We start from the raw sequence: 14,062 nt of genomic DNA, 5'->3' as shown, positions 1-14,062 counted from the left end.
GCGCTTGGCAAGGCGGGCTGTTCAGATCTCGATGCTGCTGGGCGATGCCTGATGCTCGTTTTCCTGCGATAGCTGCCTGACCAGCGCCTCCTGCAGTTGGAGGCACAGCTGCGGGTCCGACAGTGGCTGATTATCGGCATTGGTCACGAAGAACACGTCCTCCACCCGCTCGCCCATGGTGGCGATCTTGGCGTTCTGCACCGACAGGTCGAAGTCCAGGAACAGCTGGCCAATGCGTGCCAGCAGGCCGGGGCGATCCGGTGCGATGACCTCGATGATGGTCTGCGGACGCTGGGTGTCGTTGTGGATGGTGACCTGCGGCGGAAAGGCGAAGTGCTTGAGTTGCCGGGGCACGTGCCGCTTGATGATCGTCAGGTACTCTTCCGGTCTGCGCAGCGCCTCGATCAGCCCGTGGCGGATTTCCTGGATGCGTTCCGGATCGTGGCCGATCGGCGCGCCATCGACGTCCAGCACGATATAGGTGTCGAGGGTGAACTGGCTGCTTGAGGTGATGATGCGGGCGTCATGGATGTTCAGGTTGAGCTGATCCATGGCGGCCACGGTCACGGCAAAGAAGTCATGCTGGTCGGCGGCGTAGATGAAGATCTGGGTGCCACCCTCGAACTCGCGCTGGGTGGTTTCCTTGATCAGTACCAGCGGCTCGCTGCTGTCGCCATGCTGGAGTATGGCTTCGGTATGCCAGGCCACATCGGTCGGCGAGTGACGCATGAAATAGTCATCGCCCAGTTGCGCCCAGAGCTGTTCGGCATCGTCCGGGTCGGTGCCGTTGCGTACCAGGCTGTCGAGTGCGGCGCGCTGGGTCTGGCGGATCTGTTCCTCGCGCTCCAGCGGGTTTTCCAGACCGCGCCGCAGGGCTCGCCTGGTCTCGTTGTGCAATTGGCGCAGCAGGCTGGCGCGCCAGGAGTTCCAGAGCGTCGGGTTGGTAGCGTTGATGTCTGCCACGGTGAGCACGTAGAGATAGTCCAGATGCGTCTCGTCACCGACCATCTGGGCAAAATCGTTGATCACCTGTGGATCGGAAAGATCCTTGCGTTGTGCCGTGGTGGACATGATCAGGTGATTGGCCACCAGCCAGACCACCAGGCGCGTGTCCCAGGCCGGCAGCTTGTGCCGCACGCAGAACGCCTGGGCATCGACCGCCCCGAGTTCGGAATGATCGCCGCCGCGGCCCTTGGCGATATCGTGATAAAGACCGGCGATGTAGATGAGTTCCGGCTTGGGCAGCAGCCCCACCAGTTTGCTGGCCAGCGGGTATTTCTCGGCGACGCCGGGCTTGCTCAGCTTGCGTAGGTACTTGATGACGTTGAGCGTGTGGGCGTCGACGGTATAGATGTGGAAAAGATCGTGCTGCATCTGCCCGACGATATGGCCGAACTCCGGCAGATAGCGTCCGAGAATGCCGTAGCGGTTCATCCGCCGCAGGTTGCGGTGGATGCCTTCCTTGCATTTGAACAGTTCGATGAACAGGCTGGTGTTGCGGATATCGCTGCGAAATTCGTCGTCGATCAGGTGGCGGTGATCGCGCAGCAGGCGGATGGTCTCGGCGCGCACGCCCTTGATCTCGGGGTGCTGTGCGAGCAGCACGAAGACTTCCAGCAGCGCAAAGGGACGATGGACGAAGACCGAGTCCCTGGCGACTTCCAGGTAACGATCACGCACCAGAAAGCGGCTGTTGAGCGGGACGGCATCGCCGCTGTCGCCTTCCCAGAGAATCACTTCGGCGAAGTGCTGGCCCACTAGGTCGCTGAGTTCGGAAATGCTCATCACCACCCGGTAGTACTTCTGCATGAAGCGTTCGATGGCCAGCTTGGCATCGCTGTCTTCATAGCCGAGCAGCGTGGCGAGGCTGCGCTGGTGATCGAACAGCAGGCGGTCCTCGGCGCGCCCGGCGAGCATGTGCAACCCGTAGCGGACCCGCCAGATAAAGGCCTGGCTGGACACCAGCAGCGAATATTCACCTTCGGTGAGAAAGCCCTGATCGACGATGGCGCTCAGGTTCAGGCTGCCGAACTGGCGCCGCGCGATCCACAGGATCGTCTGGATGTCGCGCAATCCGCCCGGGGAGCCTTTGACGTTGGGTTCCAGGTTGTATTCGGTATTGTTGTATTTTGCATGGCGGGCGCGCTGCTCGTTGCGCTTGGCGAGGAAGAACTCCTTGCTTGGCCACATTTCACTCGGGCTGGTGACCTTCAGCATGTTCTGCCTCAGGCGCTCGGGACCGGCAATGGTGCGGCTTTCCATCAGGTTGGTGATGACGGTCAGGTCTGCGCGAGCCTCTTCGGCGCATTCGGCCACCGAGCGCACGCTCTGCCCGACCTCCAGGCCGATGTCCCAGAGCAGGGTCAGAAAACCTTCGATGGCGTCGCGAAACAGTTCCTGATCGCTGTCGTCGAGCAGGATCAGCAGGTCGATATCGGAATAGGGGTGCAATTCGCCGCGCCCGTAGCCGCCAACGGCTACCAGGGCGATGTCGGCCCCCTTGCTCCAGTCGAAGCGCGACCAGGCGGCGCGCAGGATCTGGTCGACGAACCAGGCGCGGTCGACGATCAGGCGGCGAATGTCGCAGCCTGCGAGAAAGCGTGCGTCCAGCACCTGACGTGCCTTGCTGATGACCTTCTTGAATGCGGGAATCGGGCTGGCCTTGAGCGCCAGCTCCGCCTGGAACTGGCTGCGGTCGAAGAGTTCGGGATCAACCTGTGGCATGCCAGTTCTCCATCAAGCAGTATTCAGGGGCGGGTGCGGGCTATGGTGTCATCGCTGCGCAGGGTGAAGATTTCGTAGCCATCGGCGGTGACCACCAGCGTGTGCTCCCATTGCGCGGACAGCTTGCGGTCCTTGGTGATGGCCGTCCAGCCGTCGCCCAGCAGGCGGGTTTCCGAGCGGCCCTGGTTGATCATCGGTTCGATGGTGAAAGTCATGCCTTCCTTCAGCTCCAGGCCGGTGCCGGCACGTCCGTAATGCAGCACCTGCGGCTCTTCGTGGAACACCTTGCCGATGCCATGACCGCAGTATTCGCGTACGACGGAGAAGCCGTTCTTCTCGGCGTGCTTCTGGATCACTTCGCCGATATCGCCGAGGCGCGCGCCGGGGCGCACGAGTTCGATACCTTTATAGAGGCACTCCTGGGTCACCCTGCACAGGCGCTCGGCCCATTCGGGGGCTTTGCCGACGATGAACATCTTGCTGGTGTCGCCGTGATAGCCGTCCTTGATCACGGTGATGTCGATATTGAGGATGTCGCCATCCTTCAGTGGCTTGTCGTTGGGAATGCCATGGCAGACCACGTGATTGATCGAGGTGCAGATCGACTTCGGGTAGCCCTTGTAGTTGAGCGGCGCCGGAATGGCCTGCTGCACATTGACGATATGCTCGTGGCAGAGTCGATCCAGCTCTTCGGTGGTGACGCCCGGCTTCACATGTTCACCGATCATTTCCAGCACTTCGGCCGCCAGGCGGCCGGCAATGCGCATCTTCTCGATATCTTCAGGCGTCTTGATGGTGACAGTCATGCAAAACCTCAGAGGGTGCCGGGAAGCCCGGCGAAAAAAGGAAAGTTCGAATGATAAACCAAATAGGCGCAGAGCCGACAAAAGCGCTGGAAGGCTGGAGGCTGAACGACAAGTGATCCAGGTTCGGCATTTTCGTCCAGCCTCCAGCTTGTAGCTTGTAGCTTGTAGCTGCTTTCTATGCTATAAAACGCGCCGCTCGACGGGACAGCCCGTTGCGCCTGACCCCACACACGTGTCGACACGGTATCCTGGGTGCTCGAAAGAGTTGGATATCGGGGCGCGTGGAGGCCTAACCCGTTTTATCCGAGGAAGTATCAATGACTCAAGTCACCATGCGCGACATGCTGAAGGCCGGTGTGCACTTCGGCCACCAGACCCGTTACTGGAACCCGAAAATGAACAAGTTCATCTTCGGTGCGCGCAACAAGATTCATATCATCAATCTTGAAAAAACCCTGCCGATGTTCAACGACGCACTGCAGTTCGTCGAGAAGCTGGCCGCAGGCAAGAACAAGATTCTGTTCGTCGGCACCAAGCGTTCCGCTGGCAAGATCGTTCGCGAAGAGGCTGCTCGTTGCGGCTCGCCGTATGTCGATCATCGCTGGTTGGGCGGCATGCTGACCAACTACAAGACCATCCGCGCCTCGATCAAGCGCCTGCGTGAGCTGGAAGCCCAGTCCCAGGACGGCACTTTCGACAAGCTGACCAAGAAAGAAGCACTGATGCGCACCCGCGATCTGGAAAAACTGGATCGCAGCCTGGGCGGCATCAAGGACATGGGTGGTCTGCCGGACGCCATGTTCGTCGTTGACGTCGATCACGAGCGCATTGCCATCTCCGAAGCCAACAAGCTGGGCATCCCGGTCATCGGCATCGTCGATACCAACAGCAGCCCGGAAGGCGTCGATTACATCATCCCCGGTAACGATGATGCCATCCGCGCCGTGCAACTCTACCTCGGCGCAATGGCCGACGCCGTAGTGCGTGGCCGTCAGAATGGCGCCGGTGGTGCTGACGAATTCGTCGAAGAAGCCGCCCCCGAGGCCGCTCAAGGCTGAGTGAGCAGTACCGCCTAGTTGAACCCGGTGAACAAGAAGGGGGCTATGCCCCCTTTTTGCCACTTCCGAATTTGATCGCTCTGGTGAAGGGCGATGATCGATAACGAATCGAGAGGATTTGCGAACATGGCAGAGATTACTGCAGCCCTGGTTAAAGAACTGCGCGAGCGTACCGGCCAAGGCATGATGGATTGCAAAAAGGCACTCACCGCTGCTGGTGGTGATATCGAAAAAGCCATCGACGACATGCGTGCTGCGGGTGCCATCAAGGCAGCCAAGAAAGCCGGCAACATCGCCGCCGAAGGTTCCATCGCGATCAAGGTCGCCGATGACAACTCGCGTGCCGTGATCATCGAAGTCAACTCCCAGACCGATTTCCTGGCCCTGCAGGAAGACTTCAAGAATTTCGTCAACAACAGCGTCGAGCAGGCTTTCGCCGAAAACCTGACTGATGCCGCTCCGCTGATCGCCGCTCAGGAAAGCAATCGCGAAGCGCTGGTCGCCAAGTGCGGCGAGAACGTCAACATTCGTCGCCTGACCGCCGTTGCCGGCGAAACCGTGGGTGCCTACCTGCATGGTCACCGCATCGGTGTCCTGGTGGTGCTCAAGGGTGGTAGCGAAGAGCTGGCCAAGCATGTTGCCATGCACGTCGCCGCCAGCAACCCGGCCGTAGTCAGCCCGGATCAGGTGTCCGAAGAGCTGATTGCCAAGGAAAAGGAAATCTTCCTGCAACTGAACGCCGAGAAGATCGCCGGCAAGCCGGAAAACATCGTCGAGAACATGGTCAAGGGCCGCATCAACAAGTTCCTCGCCGAAGCCAGCCTGGTCGAGCAGGCCTTCATCATGGACCCGGAAGTCAAGGTCGGTGAGCTGGTGAAGAAAGCCGGCGCCGAAATCGTTTCCTTCGTGCGTTACGAAGTAGGCGAAGGCATCGAGCGTGCCGAGGTCGACTTCGCTGCCGAAGTGGCCGCTCAGGTCGCCGCGACCAAGCAGTAACAGCTTCCTGCTGTCCCTCGAAGAGGCTGCCCGCTCACGCGCGCGGCCTCTTTGTCGAATAGAAGGTCGATGAAAAACGTAGGCGAGGCAGGCAAGACAAGGCAAAAACAGGCGAGGAAGCGGAGTTTAGTCTTCTAAATAAGCATTCCGAGCCTGTTTTTAACGCAGTATTGCCAACGCAGGTAGTTTTTCAACGGCCTGATAGGGATAAAGAAATGGTTATTTGTCCCTGTATAGTCACCGCTTGGCACCAAAACGCAGTCGCGCTGTCATAGCGCAGATATTTCTGGTTGTGTGGCCCGAACCGACATGCAACCTGGTCATAACGCCGCAGGAGAAACAACGCCAATGGCTCAGCAGATGAGTGCACGCAACCCACGCTACAAACGCATTCTGCTCAAATTGAGTGGCGAAGCCCTGATGGGTTCGGAAGATTTCGGCATCGATCCCAAAGTGCTCGATCGCATGGCTCTGGAAGTTGGGCAACTGGTCGGCATCGGCGTTGAGGTGGGGCTGGTCATTGGTGGTGGCAACCTGTTCCGTGGCGCGGCGCTGTCGGCTGCCGGGATGGATCGGGTCACCGGCGATCACATGGGCATGCTGGCGACCGTAATGAACGCCCTGGCCATGCGCGATGCCTTGGAGCGCTCGAATATTCCTGCGCTGGTGATGTCCGCCATTTCCATGGTCGGCGTGACCGATCATTACGACCGTCGCAAGGCGATGCGTCATCTGAAGACCGGTGAGGTGGTGATTTTCTCCGCCGGGACCGGCAACCCCTTCTTCACCACCGATTCGGCGGCATGCCTGCGCGCCATCGAGATCCACGCCGACGTCGTGCTCAAGGCCACCAAGGTCGATGGTGTCTACACCGCCGACCCTTTCAAGGATCCTAATGCCGAGAAGTTCGAGCAACTGACTTATGATGACGTGCTCGACCGCAAGCTCGGCGTGATGGACCTGACCGCCATCTGCCTGTGTCGCGACCACGAGATGCCGCTGCGGGTATTCAACATGAACAAACCCGGCGCCCTGCTCAATATCGTGCTTGGCGGTGCCGAAGGAACCCTGATCGAGGAGCCGAATCAATGATCAACGAGATCAAGCAAGATGCGCAGGAGCGCATGAAGAAAACCCTGGAGTCGCTGGCAGGCGCCTTCGCCAAGATCCGCACGGGCCGCGCGCATCCGAGCATTCTCGATGGCGTGATGGTGTCCTACTACGGCAGCGATACACCGCTGCGTCAGGTTGCCAACGTCACCGTCGAGGATTCGCGCACCCTGGCTCTGACCATCTTCGACAAGAGCATGATCCAGGCGGTGGAAAAAGCCATCATGACCTCCGACCTGGGCCTGAACCCGGCCACTGCCGGCACCACTATCCGCGTACCGATGCCGGCGCTGACCGAGGAAACGCGCAAGGGCTTCACCAAGCAGGCGCGTAGCGAGGCCGAGAATGCCCGTGTCGCGGTGCGCAACATCCGTCGTGACGCCATTGCCCAGCTCAAGGATCTGGTGAAGGAAAAGGAAATCAGCGAAGACGAGGAACGTCGTGGCCAGGATGACGTTCAAAAGCTCACCGACAAGTACGTTACGGAAATCGACAAGGCGCTGGAAAACAAGGAAAACGACTTGATGGCGGTTTGACCGAGCCGTGTCGGCACGCTTCGTACTGCTCGCTTACAGCATGCCAGGCCGCATCGGACTGGCATGCGTGGGGCTGATGAGTCGTATCCCCGGAATTCCGCTGGTTGTTTCTCCTATTGTTTGCAGCGTGATTGAGCGCAGGTAGTCGTTTCATGGAAAAGGTCAGGCCGATTGCCGGGCGGAATGTACCCCGTCATGTCGCAATTATCATGGATGGCAACAATCGCTGGGCAAAGCGGCGTCTCCTGCCTGGCGTGGCCGGGCACAAGGCGGGCGTCGATGCGGTGCGGGCGGTCATCGAGGTATGTGCCGAGGAGGGCGTCGAAGTCCTGACCCTGTTCGCCTTTTCCAGCGAGAACTGGCAAAGACCGGCTGATGAAGTGGGCGCGCTGATGGAGCTGTTTCTGTCGGCCCTGCGCCGCGAAGCGCGCAAGCTCAATGAAAACGGTATCAGTCTGCGCATCATTGGCGACCGCACGCGTTTCCATCACGAATTGCAGTTGGCGATGGCCGAGGCCGAAGCGATGACGGCCGGCAATGATCGCTTCGTGCTCCAGGTGGCGGCCAACTATGGCGGGCAGTGGGACATTCTCCAGGCTACGCAGCGCATGGCACGCGAGGTCCGGTCGGGCCAGCTTGATGCCGACGCGATCACCGCATCGCTTTTCCAGAGCTACCTGGCCACCGGCGATATGCCGCTGCCGGATTTATGCATCCGCACGGGTGGCGAGCGGCGCATCAGCAATTTTCTGCTGTGGCAGATGGCTTACGCCGAACTCTATTTCTCCGACCTGTTCTGGCCGGATTTCAAGCACGAAGCAATGCGCACCGCACTGGCTGATTTCGCCAGGCGGCAGCGGCGCTTCGGCAGAACCGGCGATCAGCTCGAAACAGAGGTTCGTGCAGAATGTTGAAGCAACGCATCATCACCGCTGCGATTCTCCTGCCGATCGCGCTGATCGGTTTTTTCCTGCTCGAAGGGCTCTCCTTCGCCCTGTTCATCGGTGTGGTGGTGAGCCTCGGCGCCTGGGAGTGGGCAAGGTTGGCCGGGCATGTCGGTCAGCCAGCGCGGGTGGCTTATGCGCTGTTCGTGGTCGCGCTGCTGGCCGTGCTCTACCAGCTTCCGGCACTGGCGCCCTGGCTGCTGGCCGCCAGCGTGCTCTGGTGGCTGGCGGCGACGGCACTGGTGCTGAATTACCCGGACAGCCAGCGCCACTGGCGTGGCCGGGCAGGCAGCCTGGTGATCGGCCTGCTGATCCTGCTGCCGGCCTGGCAGGCGCTGGTTGTGCTCAAGCAGTGGCCGCAAGGCAACTGGCTTATCGTTGCCGTCATGGTGCTGGTCTGGGTCGCCGATATCGGTGCCTATTTTTCCGGCAAGCGTTTCGGGCGGCGCAAGCTGGCACCGCAGGTCAGTCCCGGCAAGAGCTGGGAAGGGCTGGTGGGCGGCCTGCTGACCAGCCTGCTGGTTACGCTCGGGGTCGGGCTCTATCGCGGCTGGTCCGCACGTGAGCTGGTGCTGGCGCTGCTGGGGGCGACAGTGGTGGTACTGATATCGGTGGTGGGTGACCTGACCGAAAGCATGTTCAAGCGCAGTGCGGGGATCAAGGACAGCAGTCAACTGCTGCCGGGCCACGGCGGCGTCATGGATCGTATCGATAGCCTGACCGCAGCCGTGCCCGTATTTGCCGTCCTGCTGTGGCTCGCCGGCTGGGGTGCCTGGTGACTGAGCCCTTGCAGATAACGGTGCTCGGCGCGACGGGTTCGATCGGTCTGAGCACGCTGGACGTGATCGCGCGTCATCCGGGGCGCTATCAGGCTTTCGCCCTGACGGCCTTCAATCGCATTGCCGAGTTGCGCGAGTTGTGTCGCCTGCATCGTCCGCGTTACGCGGTGGTGGCGAACAGCGATCAGGCGCGGCTGTTGCAGGATCAGTTGTTCGGCGATGACCTGCAGACCCGTGTGCTGGTGGGTGAGGGTGGGTTGAGCGAAGTGGCGGCCCATCCCGAAACCGATGTGGTGATGGCGGCCATCGTCGGTGCGGCGGGTTTGCGTCCGACCCTGTCGGCGGTGCAGGCCGACAAGCGCGTATTGCTGGCGAACAAGGAAGCCCTGGTCATGTCCGGCGCGCTGTTCATGCAGGCGCTGCGCCAGAGCAAGGCGGTGCTGCTGCCCATCGACAGCGAACACAATGCGATTTTCCAGTGCCTGCCCGGTGATTATGCCCAGGGCCTTGCGGGCGTCGGCGTCAGGCGCATATTGCTCACCGCGTCCGGTGGGCCGTTTCGCGAGTGGCCGCTGGAGCAGTTGGTTGACGTGACTGTCGAGCAGGCCTGCACGCATCCCAACTGGTCCATGGGCCGCAAGATTTCGGTGGATTCGGCGAGCATGATGAACAAGGGCCTGGAGCTGATCGAGGCGTGCTGGCTGTTCGATGCGCGCCCGGATCAGGTCGAGGTGGTGATCCATCCCCAGAGCGTCATCCACTCGATGGTCGATTATGTCGACGGCTCGGTGCTGGCGCAGTTGGGCAATCCCGACATGCGCACGCCGATTGCCCATGCGCTGGCCTGGCCGGAGCGCATCGACTCTGGCGTATCCGCGCTGGATCTGGTGCGCATTGGTCGGCTGGATTTCCATGCGCCGGATGAGTGGCGCTTTCCCTGTCTGCGCATGGCGCGTCAGGCAGCGCACAATGGCGGGACGGCGCCGGCGATGCTCAATGCCGCCAACGAGGTGGCCGTCGATGCCTTCCTTGATGGGCGGATTCGCTTCACTGAAATCGCGAGTATCATCGAAGACGTGCTGAATCGTGAGGCGGCGGTTGCGGTGCACTGCCTCGGTGATGTCCTGGGCGCCGATGCGCAGGCGCGCAGGCTGGCGTCGCACTGGCTTGAGGGGCGCAATCGCTAGCGGGTCGGTCTTGGACCGGCGGAGCGGGCGAGCCCCATCGCTGCAGAACGGCCTTTCGAGGCAGAGGAATTTATGAGCGCGCTGTACATGCTTGCCGGCACCCTGGTTGCTCTGGGTGTACTGGTCACCTTTCACGAATACGGGCATTTCTGGGTCGCGCGGCGTTGTGGCGTCAAGGTGCTGCGCTTCTCGGTAGGCTTCGGGCGGCCCCTGGTGCGCTGGCACGATCGCCAGGGCACCGAGTTCGTCATCGCGGCCATCCCGCTCGGCGGTTATGTGAAGATGCTCGACGAGCGCGAGGGCGATGTGCCGCCCGCACTGCTCGATCAGACCTTCAATCGCAAGACGGTGAAGCAGCGCTTCGCCATCGTCTCTGCCGGGCCGCTGGCCAACTTCCTGCTTGCGCTGGTGTTTTTCTGGGCGCTGGCGCTGCTCGGCAGCGAGCAGATCCGGCCGGTGGTGGGCGCCGTTGAGGCGGGCAGCCTTGCCGAACGTGCTGGTCTGATATCGGGACAGGAGATCATCGAGGTCAACGGCAAGCCCACCTCCGGCTGGGCTGAGGTCAACCTGCAACTGATCCGCCGGCTGGGCGAGAGCGGTTCGCTGGACATGCGTGTGCGCAGCCTTGGCAGCACTCAGGAACAGTCCATACGGCTGGAGCTGAACGACTGGCTGAGAGGCGCCGAAGAGCCCGACCCGATCGGCTCGCTGGGCATCCGTCCCTGGCGACCGGCCATCGCCCCGGTGGTCGCGCAACTGGATCTCGAAGGTCCTGCGCAGGCTGCCGGCGTGCGTCTGGGGGATCGACTGGTCAGTCTCGATGGCGAGCCGTTGCAGGAATGGCAGGAGGTCATCGACCGGGTCCGGTTGCTGCCCGGCAAGTCCGCGCAGCTGGAAGTGGAGCGTGAAGGGCGGCGTCTGGAGCTGCCCCTGACCCTGGCGACACGTGGCGAAGGTGAGGATTTGCGCGGCTACCTGGGGGCCGGTGTTGCCGCCGGAGAATGGCCGGACGACATGCTGCGCACCATCAGTTACGGGCCTCTGGAAGCCATTGGCGAGGGGCTTCGGCGGACCTGGGCGATGAGCCTTCTGACCCTCGATTCCTTGAAGAAAATGCTCTTTGGCGAGCTCTCGGTAAAAAACTTGAGCGGCCCGATAACCATTGCTAAAGTGGCGGGCGCTTCTGCACAGTCCGGCCTGGGTGACTTTCTAAACTTCCTCGCCTACCTGAGCATCAGCCTTGGAGTACTCAATCTTTTGCCTATCCCGGTTCTGGATGGCGGGCATCTGCTCTTCTATCTGGTCGAGTGGGTCCGTGGACGTCCCCTGTCGGACAGGGTCCAGGGTTGGGGAGTACAGATTGGTATCAGCCTGGTTATCGGGGTGATGCTGCTTGCGTTGGTCAATGATATTGGCCGGCTTTAATCGCCTACAACTTGATGTCGCCGCGCCCTGCGCAGGTTCAATTTTCAGGTTTGAAAAGAAAGGACTTCATGAAACGTCTGCTGCTACCTGCGGTGATTTCCGCACTGATGATTGCCGAAGTTCACGCCGAGTCCTTCACCATCTCCGATATACGCGTCAACGGCCTGCAGCGGGTTTCCGCCGGCAGCGTCTTCGGTGCCCTGCCGCTGAACGTTGGCCAGGCCGCTGATGACCGTCGCCTGGTCGATGCGACCCGTGCGCTGTTCCGCACCGGTTTCTTCGAAGACATTGAGTTGGGCCGAGAAGGCGATGTGCTGGTCATCAGCGTAGTGGAGCGACCTTCGATCTCCGGTATCGAAATCGAGGGTAACAAGGCGATCAAGACCGAAGACCTGCTTTCCGGTTTACAGCAGTCAGGCCTGGCCGAGGGCGAGATTTTCCAGCGCGCTACCCTTGAGGGCGTGCGCAACGAGCTGCAGCGCCAGTATGTGGCCCAGGGTCGTTACTCGGCCACCATCGAAACCGAAGCCGTACCGCAGCCGCGCAACCGTGTCGCGTTGAAGATCACCATCAACGAAGGCTCGGTCGCTTCGATCAAACACATCAATGTGGTGGGCAACACGGTCTTTGCTGATGAGGACCTGACCGACCTGTTCGAGCTGAAGACCAGCAACTGGCTGTCGTTCTTCCGTAACGACGACAAGTATGCCCGTGAAAAGCTCTCCGGCGATCTTGAGCGCCTGCGTTCCTATTATCTGGATCGCGGCTACATCAACATGGATATCACCTCTACCCAGGTATCCATTACGCCGGACAAGAAAGACGTCTACGTCACGGTGAACATCGACGAAGGCGACCGCTATACCGTCAGCGACGTCAAACTGAGTGGTGACCTGAAGGTCCCTCAGGAAGAGTTGCAGGCGCTGCTACTGACGAAGGAAGGTCAGGTTTTCTCGCGCAAGGTCATGACCACCACCTCGGAACTGATCACGCGGCGGCTCGGCAACGAGGGTTACACCTTCGCCAACGTCAACGGTATCCCCGAAGCCAATGACCAGGACAATACCGTCTCGATCACCTTCGTGGTCGATCCCGGCAAGCGTGCCTACGTCAACCGCATCAACTTCCGCGGCAACACCAAGACCGAGGACGAAGTACTGCGCCGCGAAATGCGCCAGATGGAAGGTGGCTGGGCCTCGACCTATCTGATCGACCAGTCCAAGACCCGCCTGGAGCGTCTGGGCTTCTTCAAGGAAGTCAACGTCGAAACCCCGCAGGTACCAGGGACCGACGACCAGATCGACGTCAACTACAGCGTCGAGGAGCAGCCCTCCGGCTCGATCATGGCGAGTATCGGTTTCGCCCAGAACGCCGGTCTGATCCTCGGTGGCTCGATCAGCCAGAACAACTTCCTCGGCACCGGCAACCGCGTCAGCATCGGCCTCAACCGCAGCGAATACCAGACGCGCTACAACTTCGGCTTCGTCGATCCCTACTGGACCGAAGATGGCGTGAGCCTGGGCTACAACGCCTTCTACCGCACCACCGACTACGACGAGCTCGATTACGACGTGTCCAGCTACTCGGTGGACAGTCTGGGTGGCGGCATCAATATCGGTTATCCGATCAGCGAGACCTCGCGCCTGTCCTTCGGGCTTACCGTGCAGCAGGACGATCTGGGCACAGGTCGTTATACCGTCGACGAGATCTACGATTTCATGGAAGAGGAAGGCGACAGCTTCCTCAACTTCAAGGCGTCGGTGGGTTGGTCCGAATCGACCCTGAACCGTGGCGTGCTGGCTACCCGTGGTCATTCGCAGAGCCTGGTGTTTGAAACCACCATTCCGGGCAGCGACCTGTCGTTCTACAAACTCGACTACAACGGTCAGCTGTTCGTGCCCATGACTCAGAACTATACCCTGCGCATGCACACGCGCCTGGGTTATGGGGACGCCTATGGCTCCACTTCGCGCCTGCCGTTCTATGAGCATTACTATGCCGGCGGCTTCAACTCGGTACGCGGTTTCGAGGACAGCAGCCTCGGCCCGCGCAGCACGCCGAGCCAGGCTTATGATCCTGTCACTGGAGCTCCATTGAATGGTGAAGGCCAGTGTGGCGTCGATAGAAAGGGCCGACCGACCTGTACCGATGACCAGGACCCAAGGCCCTTCGGTGGCAACGTACTGGTCCAGGGTGGCCTCGAAGTACTGTTCCCGATGCCGTTCGTCAAGGACCAGCGGTCGCTGCGTACCTCTGTCTTCTGGGATGTTGGTAATGTGTTCGACACCAACTGCCCCTCCGGTTCGAACAATTGCAGCGATATCGACTTCGGCGACATGGCCAGCTCGGTCGGCGTAGGCCTGACCTGGATCACCGCTATGGGCCCGCTGAGCTTCAGCCTGGCGATGCCGGTGGTCAAGCCGGATGATGCCGATACCCAAGTCTTCCAGTTCTCCCTGGGACAAACCTTTTAACGACCTGGGGCGTTTCGCTCCAG

Annotated in this window: 11 protein-coding genes; 9 read left to right on the top strand and 2 right to left on the bottom strand. The window is 60.8% G+C overall.

Annotated elements, in window-relative coordinates; all coding sequences use genetic code 11:
• Nucleotides 1–21: 21 nt before the first annotated feature.
• Together G7020_RS08095 and map are read right to left on the bottom strand one after the other, a co-directional pair.
• Entirely contained in the window at nucleotides 22–2,724 is a 2,703-nt protein-coding gene (locus G7020_RS08095) for a [protein-PII] uridylyltransferase (protein ID WP_181083543.1), read from the bottom strand.
• 23 nt (nucleotides 2,725–2,747) lie between these two features.
• Complete coding sequence (map, locus tag G7020_RS08090) at nucleotides 2,748–3,530, bottom strand: type I methionyl aminopeptidase (RefSeq protein ID WP_181083541.1); 783 nt, start codon at nucleotides 3,528–3,530, stop codon at nucleotides 2,748–2,750.
• A 317-nt stretch (nucleotides 3,531–3,847) separates the two neighbouring features.
• On the opposite strand from map, the gene rpsB reads away from it, so the two are divergent.
• The 9 genes from rpsB (at nucleotide 3,848) to bamA (ending at nucleotide 14,039) form a co-directional block, all read left to right on the top strand.
• Nucleotides 3,848–4,588, top strand: a complete 741-nt coding sequence (gene rpsB, locus G7020_RS08085; protein WP_181083539.1) for a 30S ribosomal protein S2 — start codon at nucleotides 3,848–3,850, stop codon at nucleotides 4,586–4,588.
• A 126-nt stretch (nucleotides 4,589–4,714) separates the two neighbouring features.
• Complete coding sequence (gene tsf, locus G7020_RS08080) at nucleotides 4,715–5,584, top strand: translation elongation factor Ts (protein ID WP_181083537.1); 870 nt, start codon at nucleotides 4,715–4,717, stop codon at nucleotides 5,582–5,584.
• Nucleotides 5,585–5,932: 348 nt separating this feature from the next.
• Nucleotides 5,933–6,676: a UMP kinase gene (pyrH, locus tag G7020_RS08075; RefSeq protein ID WP_181083535.1), complete on the top strand. Its 744-nt coding sequence runs from the start codon at nucleotides 5,933–5,935 to the stop codon at nucleotides 6,674–6,676.
• Nucleotides 6,673–7,230: a ribosome recycling factor gene (frr, locus tag G7020_RS08070; RefSeq protein ID WP_181083533.1), complete on the top strand. Its 558-nt coding sequence runs from the start codon at nucleotides 6,673–6,675 to the stop codon at nucleotides 7,228–7,230. The genes pyrH and frr overlap by 4 nt, the downstream gene beginning before the upstream one ends.
• A 152-nt stretch (nucleotides 7,231–7,382) precedes the next feature.
• Nucleotides 7,383–8,144 (top strand): polyprenyl diphosphate synthase, encoded by a 762-nt coding sequence (uppS, locus tag G7020_RS08065; protein ID WP_181083531.1) that lies wholly within the window; start codon nucleotides 7,383–7,385, stop codon nucleotides 8,142–8,144.
• Nucleotides 8,138–8,953 (top strand): phosphatidate cytidylyltransferase, encoded by an 816-nt coding sequence (locus tag G7020_RS08060; RefSeq protein ID WP_181083529.1) that lies wholly within the window; start codon nucleotides 8,138–8,140, stop codon nucleotides 8,951–8,953. The genes uppS and G7020_RS08060 overlap by 7 nt, the downstream gene beginning before the upstream one ends.
• Entirely contained in the window at nucleotides 8,950–10,140 is a 1,191-nt protein-coding gene (gene ispC, locus G7020_RS08055; RefSeq protein WP_181083527.1) for a 1-deoxy-D-xylulose-5-phosphate reductoisomerase, read from the top strand. The genes G7020_RS08060 and ispC overlap by 4 nt, the downstream gene beginning before the upstream one ends.
• Nucleotides 10,141–10,212: 72 nt before the next feature.
• Entirely contained in the window at nucleotides 10,213–11,565 is a 1,353-nt protein-coding gene (gene rseP / locus G7020_RS08050) for an RIP metalloprotease RseP (protein ID WP_181083525.1), read from the top strand.
• Between the two features lie 68 nt (nucleotides 11,566–11,633).
• Nucleotides 11,634–14,039: an outer membrane protein assembly factor BamA gene (gene bamA, locus G7020_RS08045; protein WP_181083523.1), complete on the top strand. Its 2,406-nt coding sequence runs from the start codon at nucleotides 11,634–11,636 to the stop codon at nucleotides 14,037–14,039.
• The last annotated feature ends 23 nt before the right edge of the window (nucleotides 14,040–14,062 follow it).

This window comes from Stutzerimonas stutzeri (assembly GCF_013522825.1).
Classification (GTDB): Bacteria; Pseudomonadota; Gammaproteobacteria; order Pseudomonadales; family Pseudomonadaceae; genus Stutzerimonas; species Stutzerimonas stutzeri_AK.
This window is presented reverse-complemented; position numbering and strand designations above follow the sequence as displayed.